Raw genomic sequence first — 20,186 nt, forward strand, 5'->3', positions numbered from 1 at the left:
CTTATCTTGATAATCAGATTAGAATAAATACTTTGTCTTCAACTATTTTGACGGGGTATGTTTTAAGATCGACGCATACGGGCGCACGCTTGGCGGTACCAGTCGGTATTTCGAATCGGCCGTTATGTTTGGGACATTCGATGACGCTTCCCATCACCAATCCGTTTGACAGATGGAATTTCTCATGCGTGCAATAGCCATCGGATGCAAAAAAAGTTCCCTTGTCCGTGCGATAAATCGCGAATGTCCGATTCCCATGGTCGAAGCGGATGACATCCTCGTTCTCGATGTCATCTACTTCGCAAGCTTCAACCCATTCTTCTGTGCTCATGACGTTTTTCCTCCTAAATTAAGATCATTATCGATACCATATTGATAAGGCCGCGCGGTACTTGGCAATGGTTTCACCACGACATATGCCGGATTGTCCTTTTGTCGACGTAGCGCGGTAATAACTTCTTTCAACGCCGCCACAAAGCTTGGACATGCTGCCGGGCAGTCGGTCTTCATCTCTTGATGAAGCTTGGAAAGCGCATGATACGGAACCATAGGAAACATGTGATGTTCGGTATGATAATTCATGTTCCAATAGAGAAATCGGAAAATTGGATTCATATAAATCGTGCGGGAGTTCAATCGGTGATCCAGCACATCTTCATAGAGACCTAGATGCTGCGTCATGCCGAATAATATCACCAAAACATTCCCGTAGAAAGAAGGCAAGACAATGAACATGGCAGGCAGAATACTGCCAGTAAATAGGCATGCGGCAAGCACCGTTAAGAGGATCAGCATATATATACGTGCTTCAAAGAACACTTTCCGCTTCTCGGAAGCAGGAATATACTCATTTTCTTGCACATCTAATCGGCCGAATGTATGTAGCACAAATCGTTTCACTTCGACTGGTCCGCCATATAAATGGAAAATTTGCATCAGAAGAATTCTCCAGATCGGGGGTCTCTCGGTTATGATTTCAGGGTCGCGACCGACGATAATCGTATCTGTATGATGACGTGCGTGGCTCCATCTCCATGGCGTTGCCGAGCGGAGCACCATGAATGAAGCGATTTGATAAATAACTTCGTTCATCCACGGCGTCTTAAACGCCGTACCGTGTCCGCACTCATGCCATCTTGAATCTCCCGGTGATGCGTACATAATCCCGTATGCCAAAAATGCGGGAATAGCCCACCATGTGCCCCAAGATAGAAGAGCTAGATACCCCAGCACAGCGAGTGAGCCAAACCAAATAATTGTATCTCGAATGGCGGGGCCATTCTTTCGTTTCATTAATTCCTTCATTTTGCTTCTTGGAATTGGGCTTGCATACCATTCAGCTGAAGCTAACCCTTTTTCTTGAGCGCGCCTGTTTTCATCGCCTGTCAGACTATAATCCCTTTTTTGATTGATGAATGCCATAACTGTTCCTCCTGTTTATTTATTTTTTGCGTGTGCGGACACACAAATGAAAAAAAAAGGATATCAGAGTGTGCACGGGCACACAAATGAACGAGAAGAAAGCCTCATAGGCTCTCAGGGATATATATGTGTGTTGGCGTATAATAATGTTCCATTTCCGGCTGCTTCCCCGTGAATATTAGATCATACAGGATGCGTAATGAGCGGTATCCTTGCTGTTGCGGATCTTGGACGATAGTGAAGTCAATGATATTGTCCCGCATTCCTTGCTCGATCTCGGGCAGCAGATCATTACAGATGATTCGTATTTTCCCATCTTTCCCATTGTGCTTGACGGCCTCAAGACAAGCGCTGATAGAACCGGTTGCCATATAGATGCCTGCGAGATCTGAATGCGTCTTCAATGCGTTATCCATCTGTGAATAGGTATCCGAATAATGGTCGAACCCTTCAATTACTTGGACAATCTCAAGGCTATTGTTGTATTCAGCCACAATTTGCTTAAAACCCTCTACTCTGGAACGATGAGCGTGAAACTTCAGATTTCCCGTTAAGATCAATACCTTCCCGCGATCCGGCACAACTCTGCTCATTAAACCTGCGGCTACTTTTCCGCTTTTATAGAGGTCTTGGCCGACAAAACAAATTCGCTTGCTGTTCTCGACATCCGAATTAAAGGTGACGACCGGAACGCCATGTTCGACGGCCATATCGATGCTGTTGCGAATGATTTCGTCATCCATCACCGCAAACATGATTCCATTAGCCCCTGCCTTTACAAGCTTTTGGATAGCAGCAGCGCCTTCTTTTGGTTTTTTGTTGTCCACATAATGATATTCAAGTCGTATGCCAAGATCCTTGAGTTCTTCGGCTGCTGTATGAATGCCCCTGCGTATTTCATCGAAGAAGCGGATATTCTGAGGAGGCATGACAATGCCAAACAATACAGGCTTCTTGCTATACGCCAATGCCTTGCCGGCTACGTTCGGAACATAATTCATTTCTTTGGCAATGGCAATTACTCTTTCTCGAACTTCAGATTTTACGCGAGTCCTTCCGTTTAAAACCCGATCGACCGTACCTCTGGATACTCCCGCTTTCTCGGCAATTTGCCGTATAGTAACTGTCATTTATGTCTCTCCTTACTTTATGTGCTCGAGCACATAAATAAATATAGAACATTTTGTAAATTCAATCAAGGGGGAGTTTAACTAAATTATGTTAATCACATTGGATTTGCTTGTTTAATATTGATGGTGTTAAAGAATGGATGAGATGTAACAGAGTGGCTCAATGATCTTGATTATTTTATAAAATACATTAATATTAAGTTAATGATTAACGTTAATCATAATGGTATTTACAACGATGAATGTTCTAATCCAACAAATTATATAAGAGGTGCGAATATGAAATCTGATAAAAGATTAACTGCAAAAATGATAGCAGAAGAGTTAGGCGTTTCAACTGCTACTTTGGATAGAGTGCTTAATAACAGAAGTAATGTAAAGAAAGCAACTTACGATAAAGTAATGGCACGGATAAAGGAACTGGATTATGTTCCTAACAAATCGGCGAGCTTTCTGTCAAAAAAAATGCAGATGACGATAGCCGTAATTTTCCCGGTGTACCCTCAATATTTTTGGGGACAAATTGAAGCTGGTGTGAATAAAGCTTTTGAAGAGCTTAAAGATTTTGGTCTTGAATTAAAAACGTATCGTCTTACGGATACGGATGTTAAGGATCAAATTGGAATGATAAAAGCCGTTATTGACAGTATGGAGGTTCAAGCCCTGATCTTATCTGCGGATGAATCAAATGCAATGACAGAATTGATCGAGTACGGCGTAAATCTGGGCATCCCGGTCAGTACATTCAATACAGATTCATTTTGTGAGAAGCGTGCATTCTTTGTGGGAACGGATCTGCGGGAAGCAGGAAGGTTAGCAACTGATCTGTTGTGCAAGTTAATGGGAGGGAAAGGCAAGATTACGATGATTTTGGAGAGAGAGGATATTTACCAATTCCAACAAAAAATGATCGGATTTCAAGAAGCTATTGCAGAGTATCCGGATATAGAGGTTGTAGGTCCGCTAAAGCTGGATCATATGGATTTAGAGGGGGCTTGGACCAAAATTCAGCAACCAATTAATCAGGTCGATGGGATTTATGCAGCATTAGGGGAGCTTAGCAATATTGCGCTGCTACTGAAAAAAACTAGATCGGCAAAGCTTCCATTGTTAGTTGGTCATGATATGAACGAAGAAATTTTTGATTTATTGCAGCAGAATATTATTACAGCGAGCATTTGTCAAGATCCGATCAATCAAGGCTATTTGGCAACCCGTTATATGTTTGAGTTTCTATGCGGCCAAGAAATTAGTAAATTAAATAATATAAAATTAGAAATAGTGACAAAATTTAATGCGAAATATTATATTTAATGGCACTTCTGTGTGAAAAAAAGGTCAAGATCCATTTTTGAAGATTCTGAATTATTTTTTTGTAAGCGTTGACAATCGTGAATTTCAGATATAAGATACAATTGATCAACGATAGTCAAAAATGGATTAAATTTCATTGGAAGGAGAAAAAAAGTTTAATATATTTTTTTTTCGTCAAATTGATCAACGTACATCAAAATAAACAATGGAGGGTTACGAATGAAGAAACGAATGATAAAAATGTTAAATTTGACGATGTTATTCTGTCTTTTAGTTAATATTCTTGCAGCTTGTAATACAAAGCAAGACGAGGCTACAGGTAGTGAAAGCAGTGGAGAGCCTACTACAGTGAATCTTTGGTATTATTGGGACGGTGATCTTCAGAACGTAATGAAAAAATATACGGATGAGTTTAATAACTCCCAAAAAGATGTGAAGGTAGAAATAACTTATGTACCTAATGGTGAATACACCAAGAAACTAATGATTTCGGCTACAGGAAAAGACAATTTACCGGATTTGCTCGTATATGGAAATAACGATACAGCTACATATGCGGAAGCTGGAATTATCGAGGATATTACGGCGCAGGTAAATAAATGGGGAATGACAGACCAGCTATTCGATGGTGTACGTGATGCACATATTTACAATGATAAATTTTATGGACTTCCAATTTATGCGAATGATTTAGCACTATTTTATAATAAAGATTTGATTCCATCGCCTCCGCAAACATGGGAAGAGTTAAAGGAAATGGCTAATGCAGTTTCGACTAAAGACCGTTTTGGCCTGGCAGTCTCGTCTGTACCAACTGAAGAAGGTGTCTTTCAATGGCTGCCGTTCTTGTGGTCGACAGGAGAGGACTTAGCAACACTTGATAATCCGAATGCCGCCAAAGCATTGCAAGTTCAGAAGGATATGATTGATCAAGGCTCTATGTCTAAGGAAGTTGTAACATGGACACAGCAAGATGTGAATAACGCTTTTAAATCTGGAAGAGCGGCTATGATGATTAACGGCCCGTGGCAAATCCCTAATCTTAAGGAGGAAGCAACGGATATCAATTGGGGAGTAGCTAAAATTCCGATGGACAAACAAGGTTCTTCAATCTTAGGTGGAGAAAGCTTCGCGGTTGGAAAGGGTAAGAATGTTGAGAAAGCATGGCTGTTTGTAGATTGGATTATGCAAGCTGAAAATTTAAATCGCTTTATGCAGGATGGGGGAATGCTCCCTGCAAGAAAGGATTTGGCTAAGGAAGATTATTATCAAAATGATCCTATCAACAAAGTATTCATTGATTTGCTTGAAGTAGCAAAACCGCGTGCCTACGGACCAAAGTATAACGATATGTCTGCAGCGATTCAAACAGCTATTGCGGAAGCATTAATAGGAAAGGAAACACCTGAAGAGGCTTTAAAGAAGGCAGCTGGAATAATTAAACCGTTGCTAGTCGAGTAAGAGATTTCCCCTGGGTATGTCAAATATATCCGGGGGGTCTTCCTAAATAATAATTATTATAAAGGAGAAGTAGCAGTATATGGATAATAATAAATCACCCTCCTTCTCTAAGGGGCTACATAAGTATACCTCAGGTTTCCTAGATTATAGCTTCATACTGCCGGCCTTCATATTTATACTGATTACTATGATTTATCCCGTAGTTTACAATCTCATATTGAGTTTTAAAGATGTTACTCTTTCTAATTTATCACATGGTGAACAGCGTTTTATTGGATTTAATAATTATAAGACGCTACTCGAGGATACTTTGTTTAGAGATGCTACTCAAAATTCGATTATTTTTACTGTAATGTGCTTATTTTTTCAGCTTGTTATCGGATTCTGTTTAGCTTTATTTTATAATATAGCCTTCCCTGGGCACAAATGGATGAGATCTATTATTCTACTGGGATGGATGACACCGATATTAATTACGGGTGTAGTTTTTAAATGGATGATGAGCGGTGATATCGGTATTATTAATCAGATTCTTATCCAATTTGGAATGATCAACGAGCCAATATTGTGGCTGTCTGATCCCAAAACATCACTTCTCGGCGTTATTATTGCGAATATATGGATAGGGATTCCATTTAATATGATCATTTTACTTGCAGGATTACAGGGTTTACCCACATCGGTATATGAAGCTGCGGATATTGACGGTGCAACTAGAATGAAGCGGTTTTGGACTATTACCTTACCACTCATGAAGCCGACCATTCTTATATTGTTAATGCTTGGATTTATTTATAGTTTCAAGGTGTTTGATTTGATTTATGTTATGACAGCGGGAGGCCCCGCTAATTCTTCACTGATATTGCCTTATTATGCTTACGATTTATCTTTTAAAGTTTATCATTTCAGCGAGGGCGCTGCGGCTTCCAGTTTGATGTTTGTCGTTATCGGTCTCTTGGGCCTTGGTTACTTGCTCATTGCTAGTAGAGAGGAAGTGATGTAGCCATGAAGAAAAGATGGTTAGTATCGTTAGCAGGATTAGCCGTTACTTTAATTTTCTTATTCCCAATTTATTGGATGGTTATTTCATCCTTGAAGTCCGGTGAAGAAATATTCAGCTCTCATCAAATTTTATTACCCAAGTCTATATATTGGGGCTCTTATTTGAATATATTCAGTGGCGATTATCAAATTACTTCCTATATGAAGAACAGTGCAATTATTAGCTGTGGTGCATTGCTAGGGGCATTGCTATTGTCGGTGCCGGCGGCATATGGTATAGCGCGAAGAAATTTAAAGTTGGCTCCGATGTTGTTATTCATCGTATTGGTGGTACAAATGTTTCCAAGCAATAGTCTTGCACTTCCACTGTATATGATGATGAATAAATTTAATATGTTAAATACATATTTCAGTGTCATCATTACAAATATGACTTTGTCTGTTCCTTTTAATATTCTAGTTCTGCGCACATTTTTTCTAGCTATTCCAAAAGATCTGGAGGATTCCGCCTCTATAGACGGTTGCACCAAATGGGGAACTTTTGTGAAAATTATTATGCCTTTAGTAAAACCAGGTATTCTAACCTGTGGTACCTTTAGTTTTTTGTTTGCTTGGGGAGAATTCCTCTATTCATTTACTTTATTAGACAACAAATATTATTGGCCTATTACATTGGGAATGAGAGAATTTGTAGGTCAGCACGGTACATCTTGGGGAGAGTTAATGGCTTTGTCTAGCGTCACAGCGTTGCCGATAATTCTTATTTTCATTTTTACTCAGCGCTATATCGTAGGTGGAATAGCTGCCGGAGCAGTTAAAGAATAAACCTTAATGTAAACATGCCAATTATACTAAAAAAAATAGGAGATGTTAGCTATGACAAACGAACTAGAGAAACTGATGATTTGGCCAGCAAAAACGCCAGAGGATTGTCCATTAGAACAATCTGCCATGCTTAAAGATATAGCTTTTACTGGACGTTACTCGGTATATACAGATGCAGATACTTGGTATCCTTCATGGGCGTCAGACGGGAATTTATATTCACCATGGACGGACGGGAAAATTGGGGATATGAATTGTTTCTCATTCAAAGATCATCCCTCTCTCGGGGATAAGGCTTCTACAGGACAGGCTAAAATTATTGGCGAAGATCCGATGAACTTGACTGTAGAAAACCTCGGGGTACATGCAGCATCCCCTGAGCCTTACAAAGGAAGATATCCATGTGGGACTCTGGTTCATCAAAATATTTGGTACTATGGAACCTATTGTCTGGGGCCGAGCAATGAAGTTATACGCGAAGGAGAAAACTACAATTGGCCTTGGCTGGGGCCGTTTGTCGGTTTTAGAATTTCCACCGATATGGGGAAAACCTGGGTGGAAACACCTCATACACCTGAGAATGCTTTGTTTGGAGAGAATGGACTTCAAGGAGAGCCTATAAAAATTGGTGCCCCGCATTTTGTTGATTTTGGCAAGGACATGGAACACTCACCAGACGGTTATGCCTATCTGGTCGCTCATGGGGCTAGTGAATCGGATGAAAAGCCGCGCTTCGCTAATTTAAGCTGGATTACAGGTGATCAAATATATTTAATCAGGGTGCTCCCAAGTGTCCAAAATATAAATGATCCGTCACAATATGAATTTTTTTCCGGGCATGATGAGCTAGGACATCCGATCTGGACGAATGATTTTCAGCGGATTCAACCTATCGTGGATTGGAATAACCGCTGTGGCTGTGTAACGATCACCTACAATGCACCTTTGAAAAAATATCTGATGTGCGTAACGGATGGCTGGCCTACTACTCAAACAATGGATTCGTACATATTGGAAGCGGATCAGTTAACAGGTCCTTGGAAAATGGTGTCTTTCATGGAGAGGTTCGGTGTTCAGGCTTATTTTCTGAACTTTCCTTCTAAGTTTATTAGTGAGGATGGTCGAACGATGTGGCTGTGTTATTCGGGAAATTTCACAAGGGAACAAGAGACAAATCCCCCTGGAGGCAAGTATGCCATGACGCTGCAAGAGATCAAGTTCTTATAAATATGAATACGAGGAAAAAAATGATATGGCTAAGCTATTCTCAATGATGTATGCAGTCAACTGGTTATAGTGCAAAGTTCTAATTCATAGCTAAACTGATCAATCTGAATCTCTGATAGATTTTTTCATGAGGTCGCCTCTTTCAAATCGATAGTATGTTACTTACGATTTAACAGAAAGGGCGATCTTTTTTGGTGGTGATTGCCATATTTTGGTTAATTATAGGCATGACAACTCTTTTGTTTGAAAGGGGGCCTAATTTCTTGTTAAGTCGGATGTGTTCCTGTTTACATAAGGAAAATCTTCGATTTTAGGATTATTGATTGGTTTGTATTTATTCGCATTCGAAGAGAGGGGAAAGAATATGCAGTTGTTTAAACGTGTTTTAGTGATTACATTATCAGTAAGCTTATGCTTAAACTTTTTTAGTGGAACTACTCAGGCGGCAAACAAAGTGATCAATATTGATTTTAGCAAGACTGTTGGTGAAATGAAGCCTAAGGTTGGATTCCTGCTCACGCCTAACGAGGACATACCAGATGGGAGAATACTTCCTCTCCATGCAAGAATGGTGCGTGATGATATGGATACACAGAACCTACTGGGAAATCACGCGGGTGACAATAGTCCTGCACGATCCCAAGACTATCTTCCCAACGAGAACAACCGGCTCGATCGGATGAAGGATGGGGTAGCTCGTCTAGATGAGCTTAGTATAGACTATTATCCAATTATGGCATATAACCCTTCATGGGTATCTAATACTGGACTTGGTCAAGGGCGTCCTAAAAATATGGAGCTTTGGAAGCAATGGGTAAAGGATATAGCTCAATATGTGAAAGATAATGATATGACAGTAGATGAGTTTAATGTTTGGAATGAAGATTGGGGATTTTATTCAGATCCTGCGTTGTATGCAAACATGCATGAAAATGCATGGTATGCCATTAAGGATATTCTTCCAAATGCAGGACTGATCGGTCCTTCGTTACAGGATCCAACCGCTGTAAATCGAGCTTTAAAGCTAATTGAAGATAACGCAATGAGAGAGATCCCAGTTGAAGTTCTATCATGGCATTTTATGGACGATGCAACTGGAATTGTGAATGCGCTAAGAAAGAAAATAGATGAGTATCCGATCGTGGGCAACTCCAAATTTTACTATGAGGAGTATGCGTGGGATTCGCAATATGGAGCGCATGATTTAGATATTATTGCCAAGTTTGACCGAAGCGGTGTTGACGAAGCAGTACGAGGGATTTGGAACTATCCTAATGGTTTAAGCGATATGATAAGAACCGATCAAACGAAAGAAAATCCAAATTATCGCTTGCCGGAATGGTGGCATACCTCCGCATACGGTTCCATGAGTGGTGAAAGAGTGCTAAATGATACTACGGAGCCATATATCGCTTCTGTAGATCAGGAAAAAGGAGAAGCAAAAGTGTTGATAGGTTATACAGGTGCACAAACAGTGGATCTAGCACTTTCAAATCTTCCACTTAACGGAAATGTTAAGATAGATAAATATAAGATTACAAAAGCGGTTAATCAAGGAGCCCGTATTAATGACAGAATAAATGATCTTCCGGAAAATGAAGGCATCCAATTTATTGATAGCGTTTCTGGCACTAATCTTACTTTAAATTTTGCGCCTCATGACATTTATATGTTGGTAATCAAAACCGATAATAGTGTTCCTTCCGACTTTTATCTTAAATCACCAGATGACAATGTAGTTGTAACGAATAACCCTACGCTCTCGTGGCAGAAATCCCAAGGGGCAATCTCTTATACGCTAACTGTTGCAAGAAATAAGAAAATGACCGATATTGTGTATGAAAAATCCGGGATTACAAGTGAGAGCCACACGCTTGATCAATTATTAGACGTGGATAATATGTACTATTGGACCGTTAAGGCTCACAATTCTAATGGAGATCGAGCTCCGCTCAACAATATGTACTATTCATTTACGGTGAAAAATAACGCGGATGTTCCTGGAAGCTTTACTTTATTACAAGTTATTAATGGTGCCACTGATGTTGCGCTATCACCGAAATTTTTGTGGTCTAAATCCCGCAATGTTGAGAAATATGTTTTGGAACTGTCTACTATGTATGATTTTTCCAGTATTTCTTTAACTAAAGAAGTCACCAATCCATTCGACGGATTCACAGTAAATACTGTCGGCATCATTCTAGAGGAAAAGTTGCAGCCAGCTACCCGCTATTATGCAAGGATTACTGCAGTTAATCCTAATGGCACAAGAACAATGAACGGAGAACCGCACAGCTTTATAACTACTACAGCAGATGGTGTACCAGCTCAGTTTAGTCTCCTTTACCCAGCTAATAATGCGATCATGGAGCAGCGAGACACCTTACGTTGGGAGAAAAAACCAGGTGCATTTTTCTATGAATTAGAAGTAGCCACCGATAAAGATTTTCAGAATATTGAACTTAAACGTGAAACCATTACACAACCTGCTTACACCTTTGAATCAAATATTCTGAAGCCGGATACCACCTATTATTGGCGTGTTACGGCAACAAACAAGGAAAATGATTCTGCTAAGCGCGTGAGGACAGAAAGCTCGTCAGGTGCATATAGCTTTACAACCTCAGCTAAACCTGCAGCACCTCTTGTAAAGGTTGCAAACCCAGTTGGTGGGGGAGCCATTATTATTTATCAACCTGTTTTAGGTGCGGATTCTTACACGATCAAATACGGAGATTCTTCAGGGAATTATACGAATGAAATAACAGGTATAACTTCTGACAGGGCTTACATAACGGCGAAAGGGGAAGTATACGCAACAGTAGTAGCTGTACGTAACGGAGTGGAGAGTAATGTATGGAATGAAATTATCGTTAACCCTGCTCCTCGAAAAGAAATGCAGCTAAATGTAGAGTATCCAGCAGAGTATTTCAGCTCTGTATCAGGAGTGGATGTGAAATTAGAGAATTCTGTGGTTTTTGTGGAATTTAATGAAGCTCAGGATACTGCAGAATATAACAACATAATTTCTAGTGATGGGCTTGTAGTGAAATATCAGGCCGATTCCGATACAAGCGTAGCCATCTATAATGGTGATACTAAGCTTGGAGTCATTAAGCTTCATGAAACAAACGGTTTATGGCAGGAGGCTCGTGTCGTTGCTAGATTCAATGGCGGAGATACACTTAAACTAGTTAAGGAGGAGAAATCCGTTGGCTTTAAGCTGGACAGCATAACTCCTACGTCAGGGGTTCCATTAGTTAATCTCTCCAAAAACAAAACGGTGACAGCGGATTCAGAGACTGCGGGATTTGGTATTAAAGGAAACGCAGTGGATGGAAACAGAGAAACATTCTGGCGCTCTGGTAAAGCAGCTACGGCTACAGTTCCCAACTGGTTATCTGTTGATTTGGGTGAAGCATTCATGATACATTCTGTAGCTGTAAAGCTGCCGCCTGTTGTCGCATGGACTCCCAGAACTCAAGAGTTCAGAGTTTTAAAGTCAGATAATGGTATAGATTTTGAGCAGGTAGTTCAGAAGGCTGCTTATCTGTTTAATAATGATACGAATGGCAATATCGTAACCGTAATGTTAGATGAGCCAGTGAAGGCGAAGCACATCAAGCTGGAGTTTTATAGCAATACGGCGGATAGCAACTTCGCACAAGTTGGCGAGCTTGAGGTAATGGGGGGGCGAATCGAGAATAGCGAGATTGAAGGCGTAAATTTAGCATTTAAAAAACCAATAACTACAAACGCCATAGTATATGGATTAGTTAGTTCTGTTGTAGATGGTGATAAAAACACCTTCTTTGATGGAGGGTCCAAAAACTTTCCAAATGCTGTCGTTCTGGATTTACAGAAGGTTTATGATTTGAAGAGGTTTGAAATATTCTTGCCAGCTAATTGGGGAGCTAGAACTCAGGAAATAGAATTCCAACTGAGCTCTGACGGAAAAACATATACAACTAATGTAGAAAAGTCGATCTATAAGTTTGAAGTAAATACGAACCATGTAACCGTTACTTTACCGGAAGGTTCGGCTGGCAGATTCGTTAAGATTATTGGTACTGCGAACGATGCAGTTGGAGCGCCTGGTTTGCAGATCAGTGAATTAGAAGTTTATGGTTCCTATGGCATTCCGGTAACCGGTATTGATATTGAGCAGACGACTGCAACGGTAAAAGCGTTTGGAAATGTCGAACTGAAGGCGCGAATTACACCAGACAATGCAGTAAATAAGCTGATTGCATGGTCGTCATCGGATGTTTCGGTAGCAACGATTAACAAGGATGGTGTGGTAACAGGCAACGGTTTAGGCAATACAACAATACAAATAAGGAGCATTGACGGTAACTTTACTGACACCTGCGTTATAACCGTTATCCCGAATAAGGTAGAATCTATAATGAAGCCAGATAAAATAGATCTTGAATTTGGAACAACCATTGCGGCTGATGATCTACCTAAAGTGGTTAAGGTCAAACTGGATCAGGATGTTACAACCGATTTAGAGGTAACATGGGATTTGGCGAACTTTAATCCAGATAAAGCAGGAGTTTATACCTTATTGGGTGTTCTTTCCGAAACAGATCTTGTGAAAAACACGGATCAATTAAAAGCAGAATTGATTGTAGAGGTGCATCCATCTGTAAAGGCAATCGTTGATTATAAATCGGTCACCGTACAAACGTTCATTGGAGAGATACCTGTCCTTCCGGCACAGATTGAGGCCGTTTACAATGATGGAACGACAGGAGTAGTGGACGTGGTGTGGGCTCCTATAACGAAAGAAATGGTAGCTCAAGAGGGTGTATTCACAGTGGAAGGAACGGTAGCTGGGGCTCTATTAAAGCCAAAAGCGACTTATCGAGTCAACAGCAAGCCAATTGAGCAAACAGCCGTACAGATTACAGCTCCTACATCGGTTCTAAAGGGCGATCCCTTTGCATTGCGCCTTGGGTTGAAGCAGGTGAATGAGCCGATCTTTGCTCAGGATCTGCTCGTGCAGTATGACCCGAACCTCTTTGAATTCAAGGATGCGGTTGCCGTGCGCGAAGGCATATCGGTCTACAAGCAGCCATTGCAGACGCCGGGACAAATTCGCTTGGTGATCGCAAGTTTAGGACCAGACAATGCGATTACAGGCGATGCGGAAGTAATTGAACTGAAGTTCGCGGCGAAGCATGTAGCACAGAATACAAGCGGATCGATCGCGGTGACAAGCGCAACGATCGGGGATGCGGAAGGTGATGAAAGTCAGGCGCTTCCTGCGTCCGTGACCGTTGAAGTGAAGACAGTTCCGGAATTGCCGGGCGACGTCAACCACGACAACAAATATTCGATCGCCGACCTTGCTCTCGCATCGGCGCATTACGGCATGACTTCGCAGCATCCGGATTGGAACAAATACAAGTCGGCCGACACAGACGGCAATGGCGTCATCGACATCGTCGACCTCGCGGCAATTGCCAAAAAAATTATTGAATCTTAACCGGAGGGTCTATCTAAGCTCTACCAAACAAAGAAACACGCCGAATTAGGCGTGTTTCTTTGTTTGGTAGGGGCGATCAAGGGGGCGAATTCCTAGGTTCAGTCCGCGTGGACGGAATACACTGCTTGGTGATAATGCAGGCTTGTGCGGTGCGGTAGCTTTAGGTTTACAAGCTTTATCGAATACATAAAAGTGAAGAATGGAAATCACGTATACCTTAACCTCTGAATAGAGGTTTTCAGAACAAAAGAGAAACCCGATGTCTTTCCCAAAGACATCGGGTTTCTCTTTTGTTTTGTGACGCGTTCATAACGATGGTTCTACATATTATTTTGCCAAGCTGGTAGCTGATTGTTGTACTTTCCAAACCATCGTAATGACAAGCCCAATAAACATAATGACAGCAGCAAAGATATACGGATAGTCAATGTTAACATCAAATAATATACCGCTTAACGCGGGCCCGACGATAGTGCCCAAGCTTGTATAGGTGGAGTTCATTCCAGCGATAAAACCTTGTTCTTTTTCTGCACTTTTGGATAAATAGGTCGTTAATGCTGGCCGCAGCAAGTCAAATGCGAGAAAGATGAAGCAAGTTACAAGCAAAACGACCCAAAAGCCGGAGATCATGGTGGATGCTATCGCTAATCCTACACCAGCAATTAAGCAGATCTGGATGAGTTTCTTTTCACCGAGTTTATCGACCATTTTACCAAACATAAAGACTTGAACTACAACTCCGAAGATTGAGCTTATCGTAATAATGGCAGCAATATCTCGCGGAGTGAAACCAAATTTATGATCAGAATACAGACTAAATACAGTTTCATATGCTGATAATCCAAAGGATAGTACGAACACAATAATAAAAGCAATTAAATACAGTGGTTGAAGCGAACGTTTAATATCACTTACAAAGCTAGTATCCTTTTTAATCTTTGAGATTTCCAGAAGCTCCTGTTTGGATAGCGGTTCTTTTAAAATAAATAGGGAAGATAAACAAGTTATTAATGCGAAGCCTCCAGCAAAATAGAATGGGGCACGCACGCCAAGCTCAGCAATAAAACCTCCGATACCTGGGCCGATAATAAAACCGAGACTAATAGCTGCAGAAATATAACCCATCGCTTTGGGTCTTTCCTCTACAGAGGTAATATCTGCAACGAAGGCAGTTACGGCAGGCATAATAAACGCACCGCTAATGCCACCTAGAATTCTGGATAAGTAAAGAACGGATACATGTGTACCTAAACCAAAGATCACCTCAGATACACTGAAGAGGAATAAGCCAATGATGATCATATTCTTTCTGCCATAAGTATCAATCCATCGTCCAGTTAGAGGAGACATAATAAGTTGTGCGAGTGAAAATGCTGCCATTAGATAACCCATCGTTTGGCCTGATAAATTCATACTATTCATAAAGGAGGGCATAACAGGGATGATTAGTCCGACTCCTAGAAAAACAATGAATATATTACTTAATAAAATGAGTAAGACTGTTTTTTGTTCTTTCAACGGTTTCTTCATGATGTAATACCTCTCTTTGTAAAATCATTGCTGTGAAATACCTCGCCAAAAAACGGTCCATGAGGCGTGTAGTTTATCGTTTAAACGTTTTTCGTTATTCCCATATGCCAGCTCTAGCATGATTGAATCCACTACACCTAAGAAGGCAAGAGTAGGGATTAAGGCTGTATCTTCCATGATGGCTTTGGCATCGATCCAATCTTGAAATTTCTTTTCCAATACGGTTTGAATCTGATCTTCCGAATCAATTACTTCCTCATTAATCGCTGATGCCAGATGGAGAGGTGGAAAAAAGGACATACGCAGCCAAAACTTTAACTGCTCGCTCTGTTGAAACAAATTAATGACCAATTGCAGATATCCTAATAAATCTGCTTTAGGATTTAGTGTATCCACTTTACTCAAATAATTTAGTTTCGATGAGATTTCTGTCTCTTTGGCATCATGTAACACTTGTAGAAATAAATCATCTTTCCCTTTGAAATGAGCATAGAGAGACTGTTTTTTCAGACCGACTTCCTCAGCAATCTGAGACAGTGATGCCCCCTCATATCCATGAATGGTGAAAAATTTTAAAGCGATGTCTTTAATTTCTTTACTTTTCATAAAATCACCTCGATATTAACGAACGTTCGTCAGGTATTTTATCAAATTTTAAATTTTTATGCAACTTTCCCTCTAAGCACCGTTTGATTACGATTATATGCAGAACCAAAAATTATACAAAAATCTAAAAATGATACCTAAACATTTTGAAAACGATTTCAAATAGGCGATTAAAAAACGAAAAAATATAAATATTGTCATAACAGGCTAATTTTCTGGAATGTTACGATGAAAGCGCCATCATCCTAAGGTAATAAGTTACAACATCATAGCGTGATATTTTTATAAATGGGGTCGATGACAATGCGAAGCTTATTTGTTTTCATATTGGTCAGCGTTGTGCTTTTGCCAGTTTGTTTACGCAGTCGAGGCAATAGTGGAACAGATAATAATAATGGAGGTGATTAAGTGAATTTACGAGACAGAAGTGAACGAAGGAAAGCAGTAGCAAGAAGTTTCGATTTAAGCAAATAACTAGACTATTGGAGGGAAATCAATTGAGTAAGAAGATTTCAACATGTATAGGACTCATCTTTGTCCTTCTTTTTGTAACGGTGGCCCCCGTTTTTGCGAGCACAAACGAGGAAAGCATAGAAAGCCCAGTAGTAAATGATATGTATACGAACCAGAAAAATTATGTGGATCTCAGGTTTGGCATGTTTATCCACTATAACATGGGAACCTATCACGATCAGGAATGGGTAACACCGGGACAAGATCCTCTTTCATTTAATCCTGAGCATGTGAACACGGACCAATGGGCGCAAGCCGCCAAATCCGCAGGCATAAAATATTCCGTTCTAACAACTAAACACCATGACGGGTTTGCCCTGTGGCCAACCAAATATGGCGATTATAACGTGATGAACAGCTCCTACAAGAATGATATCGTAAGACAATATGTGGATTCCATGCGAGCTCAAGGCATTTTGCCGGGAATCTACTTCTCTATCTGGGATCGTCAAGAAGGTATCGCAAAAGGTTCTGTCAGTAGAGCAGATATCGAATTTATTAAAGGTCAGCTAACAGAATTGCTGACTAATTACGGCGAGATTCCGGTTTTGATCATCGACGGATGGGCTTGGGAGATGGGCCATAACGAAGTTCCATACCAAGAAATCCGCGAACTGGTAAAGAGTTTGCAGCCGAATATTCTTATTGTGGATCACAATGGACAAACGCAGCCATGGGAAGAGGACATCATTTATTTTGAAGAACCTAAGGGCGTTTGGGCACCTTCCAACAATATTTTTGCTGCAAACCAGGGCATGCCGCTAGTTTCCAGTCAATGGTTCTGGCACGGTTGGATGACTAATACAGAGCCGGCAAGCGTAGAGAATATTGTGGAGGATCATCTAGGTTATTTGGAACCGCGTTATACAAACTTTTTGCTCAACGTTTCCCCGAACCCGGATGGAGAGCTGGATAACAACGTAGTCAATCGATTGTCGGAGATCGGACAAGCATGGACGCCGAATGAATCTCGTCCTCCACTGCCGCAACAGCCAATCGTGATGGAGCATACGATTACAGCTAATTCAGCAACGGCTACAAGCGGGAATGCGAGTAATGCTATTGATGGCCTTATGGATTATGTAGGCACTTATGTTGAGAGTGTTTGGCAATCCAACACATCTCTGCCGCAATCCATTACGCTGGATTTGGGCTACACGTACAACAACATTAATATGTTGAATTACTTACCTTCGCAAAATGTATCACAAGGTATGATTACTTCCTATACGTTATACGTGAGCGAGGACGGAACGAACTTCACTTCTGTAAAAAGCGGCACATGGGATGGGGACAATACCATGAAACGTGTGACCTTCCCATCGCACACAGCACGTTATTTCAAACTGGAAGTGAATTCGGCCGTAGGCGGCTTCGCTGCTGCAGGCGAGCTGGCAGTCGGTTCTTACACCAATGAAGTTCCAACTCGGACGGGGATTGACTCCTTTGAGGTTAACACGTTGTATCGAATCGTCAATAAAGCGACCGGCAAAGCATTGGGAGTTGGGAATTCGTTGACGAATGGAGCGGCTGTTGCCGGGCGAACCCAATCGGGTGCGCTTGATCAGCAATGGGTTATTGATGATTTGGGTCTAGGTAAATATAAGATTGTCAATAAGCATAGCGGACAAGTTATGGATGTCCCAGGCGCCAGTAAATCGCCTGGTAAACCAGTCATTCAATGGACAGATTCTGAAACTGCTGCAGATCCTACAGTCATAAACCAGCAATGGGTCATCTCTAATGTTGGCAATGGCTACTTCAAAATTACTAGCGTAAACAGCGGTTTGGCAATGGAAAACAGCAACGGTTCTGATGCTGACGGAAATCCGGTTGTACAAAACACGTATACAGGCAGCGACAGCCAGTTATGGAAAGTGGAAAGACTGCCATCTCTGATTAAAAATGTGAAAGTGAACGGAGTGCTGGTCAAAGGCCTTAACGCTAATAATCGTTCGGCGACACTGACTGTTTTGAGAGAGAAAAACCTGGAAGTCCCAACAGTTACAGTGGACAAAGCATCTGAAGATGTGCAGTTGGTAATCGACCCTGCCGACAGCCTGCCAGGCGCGACGACCATCACAGCTACAGCCGACGGCGGAGCGACACAGGAAGTCTACACGCTGAACTTTGAACTGGCGGATCGTTATGCGAGCGACCTGGAATGGTTAAATGCATCCTCAGGCTGGTCAACCGTTAAGAAGGACAAGAGCCTGAACGGCAATGCCATTAGACTAATGGGCAGCAACGGATCTGTAACGTACGAGAAAGGCTATGGCGTACATGCTAATTCGAGAATTATGTTTGACATTTCCGATAAAAATTATGAGTCCTTCACCGCTCTTGTAGGGGTCGACCAAGAAATGGCCAAATCGCCGTCTTACGCCGACGTGGAATTCAAGGTGCTTGTAGATGGTGTAGAGAAATTTGCGAGCGGTGTGATGAAGGTTACCGATGTGGCCAAACCGGTCGATGTCAATGTAGCTGGCGCTAGCATTTTGGAGCTGGTTGTTACGCAGAGCGATAGCAACAATGACGAGGATCATGCAAGCTGGGCCAATGCGATGTTTAGAATTGCGGAAGGCAAATCCGAACTGAAGGACGAATTGCCTGATGTGGACTATTTGAGCGACTTAGAATGGGTAAGCGCAGAGTCCGGCTGGGGTGCGGTTAAGCGTGACAAGAGCATTGATGGCAATGCAATCATATTGAAGAATGGGGACCAAAATCTCTCCTTTGTCAAAGGCCTCGGGACTCATGCCAATTCAACGATTAAGTATGATCTTACTGGAGCTGATTATGAGACCTTCTCCGCCTTTATCGGCGTAGATAGGGAAGTGAACGGCGGAAGCGACAACGGCTCGATACAGTTTAAAGTGTCGGGAGTGAAGAACGATGACACGATCGAATCGCTTTACTCCGGAGGCGTGATGCGGGAGTCGCAAAACGCGCAATTTGTGAAGGTGAATGTTAAAGGTTATAAGCAGCTTATATTGGAAGTGACCGATTCAGGCAATGGAAATAGCGAGGATCACGGGGATTGGGCGGACGCAAAACTGACTGTTGGAGCGTCAATGCCAATACTGACACAATCGATCGCGGTTGCGAGTGAATCGGACAGCCTTGGCACCAAGGGAGGCACACTGCAATTAAGAGCTACAGTATTGCCAGCTGACGCCACGAACAAAGCTGTAACATGGTCGTTATATGAAGCAGATGGAACGACTGCAACGGATAAAGCAACGATTAGCGCAAGCGGTTTGCTGACAGCTGTGAAGGATGGTGCGGTGAAAATCGTAGCAACAGCAGCAGATGGTTCCGCAGTAATCGGAAGCAAGGTCATTACAATTAGCGGTCAAAGCGACACGCCAGACCCAGATCCTGTAACGGTTGAATCAATTGCAGTAACAAGTACAGTCGACACAATATCGGCAAAAGGCGGCACGCTGCAACTAGGAGCGACTGTACTCCCTGATAATGCAGCAAACAAAGCGGTTACGTGGTCGTTATATGAAGCAGATGGAACGACAGCAACAGATAAAGCAACAATAAGCGCAAGCGGTTTGCTGACAGCTGTGAAGGATGGTGCGGTGAAAATCGTAGCAACAGCAGCAGATGGTTCCGCAGTAATCGGAAGCAAGGTCATTACAATTAGCGGTCAA

Annotated in this window: 12 protein-coding genes; 7 read left to right on the forward strand and 5 right to left on the reverse strand. The window is 41.7% G+C overall.

The genetic code is table 11. The features are described 5' to 3' along the window. Nucleotides 1-13: 13 nt before the first annotated feature. From AC0YN6_RS14935 to AC0YN6_RS14945, 3 genes are all read right to left on the reverse strand, one after another. Nucleotides 14-331 (reverse strand): MocE family 2Fe-2S type ferredoxin, encoded by a 318-nt coding sequence (locus AC0YN6_RS14935; RefSeq protein ID WP_475747752.1) that lies wholly within the window; start codon nucleotides 329-331, stop codon nucleotides 14-16. Continuing rightward, nucleotides 328-1,422, reverse strand: a complete 1,095-nt coding sequence (locus AC0YN6_RS14940) for a fatty acid desaturase family protein (RefSeq protein WP_475747754.1) — start codon at nucleotides 1,420-1,422, stop codon at nucleotides 328-330. The genes AC0YN6_RS14935 and AC0YN6_RS14940 overlap by 4 nt, the downstream gene beginning before the upstream one ends. 104 nt (nucleotides 1,423-1,526) lie before the next feature. Next, nucleotides 1,527-2,552, reverse strand: coding sequence for a LacI family DNA-binding transcriptional regulator (locus tag AC0YN6_RS14945; protein WP_475747755.1), 1,026 nt, complete (start codon nucleotides 2,550-2,552; stop codon nucleotides 1,527-1,529). Nucleotides 2,553-2,831: 279 nt separating this feature from the next. Here AC0YN6_RS14945 and AC0YN6_RS14950 point away from each other — a divergent pair, with 279 nt between their 5' ends. From AC0YN6_RS14950 to AC0YN6_RS14975, 6 genes are all read left to right on the forward strand, one after another. Further along, nucleotides 2,832-3,866: a substrate-binding domain-containing protein gene (locus tag AC0YN6_RS14950; protein ID WP_475747757.1), complete on the forward strand. Its 1,035-nt coding sequence runs from the start codon at nucleotides 2,832-2,834 to the stop codon at nucleotides 3,864-3,866. Between the two features lie 219 nt (nucleotides 3,867-4,085). Further along, nucleotides 4,086-5,327: a sugar ABC transporter substrate-binding protein gene (locus AC0YN6_RS14955; RefSeq protein ID WP_475747758.1), complete on the forward strand. Its 1,242-nt coding sequence runs from the start codon at nucleotides 4,086-4,088 to the stop codon at nucleotides 5,325-5,327. Between the two features lie 79 nt (nucleotides 5,328-5,406). Beyond that, nucleotides 5,407-6,330 carry a carbohydrate ABC transporter permease gene (locus AC0YN6_RS14960; RefSeq protein ID WP_475747759.1) on the forward strand — a complete coding sequence of 308 codons (924 nt, stop codon included), beginning with the start codon at nucleotides 5,407-5,409 and terminating at the stop codon, nucleotides 6,328-6,330. A 2-nt stretch (nucleotides 6,331-6,332) separates the two neighbouring features. Then, nucleotides 6,333-7,154 carry a carbohydrate ABC transporter permease gene (locus AC0YN6_RS14965; protein ID WP_475747761.1) on the forward strand — a complete coding sequence of 274 codons (822 nt, stop codon included), beginning with the start codon at nucleotides 6,333-6,335 and terminating at the stop codon, nucleotides 7,152-7,154. A gap of 51 nt (nucleotides 7,155-7,205) precedes the next feature. Then, nucleotides 7,206-8,381, forward strand: coding sequence for a hypothetical protein (locus tag AC0YN6_RS14970; RefSeq protein ID WP_475747763.1), 1,176 nt, complete (start codon nucleotides 7,206-7,208; stop codon nucleotides 8,379-8,381). A gap of 364 nt (nucleotides 8,382-8,745) precedes the next feature. Next, entirely contained in the window at nucleotides 8,746-13,875 is a 5,130-nt protein-coding gene (locus AC0YN6_RS14975; protein WP_475747764.1) for a discoidin domain-containing protein, read from the forward strand. A gap of 327 nt (nucleotides 13,876-14,202) precedes the next feature. Here AC0YN6_RS14975 and AC0YN6_RS14980 read toward each other — a convergent pair whose 3' ends face one another. Both AC0YN6_RS14980 and AC0YN6_RS14985 read right to left on the reverse strand, forming a co-directional pair. Continuing rightward, nucleotides 14,203-15,405, reverse strand: coding sequence for an MFS transporter (locus tag AC0YN6_RS14980; protein WP_475747766.1), 1,203 nt, complete (start codon nucleotides 15,403-15,405; stop codon nucleotides 14,203-14,205). A 24-nt stretch (nucleotides 15,406-15,429) separates the two neighbouring features. After that, nucleotides 15,430-16,011, reverse strand: coding sequence for a TetR/AcrR family transcriptional regulator (locus AC0YN6_RS14985; RefSeq protein WP_475747768.1), 582 nt, complete (start codon nucleotides 16,009-16,011; stop codon nucleotides 15,430-15,432). 497 nt (nucleotides 16,012-16,508) lie between these two features. Here AC0YN6_RS14985 and AC0YN6_RS14990 point away from each other — a divergent pair. Continuing rightward, nucleotides 16,509-20,186: NPCBM/NEW2 domain-containing protein (locus AC0YN6_RS14990; protein WP_475747769.1), on the forward strand; the 3,678-nt coding region annotated here is incomplete at its 3' end.

It is taken from the genome of Paenibacillus sp. J22P15 (assembly GCF_056269345.1).

Excerpts from the sequence above, each read along its gene's own strand:
- AC0YN6_RS14935 (WP_475747752.1), bottom strand. The coding sequence starts at position 331 with ATGAGCACAGAAGAATGGGTTGAAGCTTGCGAAGTAGATGACATCGAG.
- AC0YN6_RS14940 (WP_475747754.1), bottom strand. The coding sequence starts at position 1,422 with ATGGCATTCATCAATCAAAAAAGGGATTATAGTCTGACAGGCGATGAA.
- AC0YN6_RS14945 (WP_475747755.1), bottom strand. The coding sequence starts at position 2,552 with ATGACAGTTACTATACGGCAAATTGCCGAGAAAGCGGGAGTATCCAGA.
- AC0YN6_RS14950 (WP_475747757.1), top strand. The coding sequence starts at position 2,832 with ATGAAATCTGATAAAAGATTAACTGCAAAAATGATAGCAGAAGAGTTA.
- AC0YN6_RS14955 (WP_475747758.1), top strand. The coding sequence starts at position 4,086 with ATGAAGAAACGAATGATAAAAATGTTAAATTTGACGATGTTATTCTGT.
- AC0YN6_RS14960 (WP_475747759.1), top strand. The coding sequence starts at position 5,407 with ATGGATAATAATAAATCACCCTCCTTCTCTAAGGGGCTACATAAGTAT.
- AC0YN6_RS14965 (WP_475747761.1), top strand. The coding sequence starts at position 6,333 with ATGAAGAAAAGATGGTTAGTATCGTTAGCAGGATTAGCCGTTACTTTA.
- AC0YN6_RS14970 (WP_475747763.1), top strand. The coding sequence starts at position 7,206 with ATGACAAACGAACTAGAGAAACTGATGATTTGGCCAGCAAAAACGCCA.
- AC0YN6_RS14975 (WP_475747764.1), top strand. The coding sequence starts at position 8,746 with ATGCAGTTGTTTAAACGTGTTTTAGTGATTACATTATCAGTAAGCTTA.
- AC0YN6_RS14980 (WP_475747766.1), bottom strand. The coding sequence starts at position 15,405 with ATGAAGAAACCGTTGAAAGAACAAAAAACAGTCTTACTCATTTTATTA.
- AC0YN6_RS14985 (WP_475747768.1), bottom strand. The coding sequence starts at position 16,011 with ATGAAAAGTAAAGAAATTAAAGACATCGCTTTAAAATTTTTCACCATT.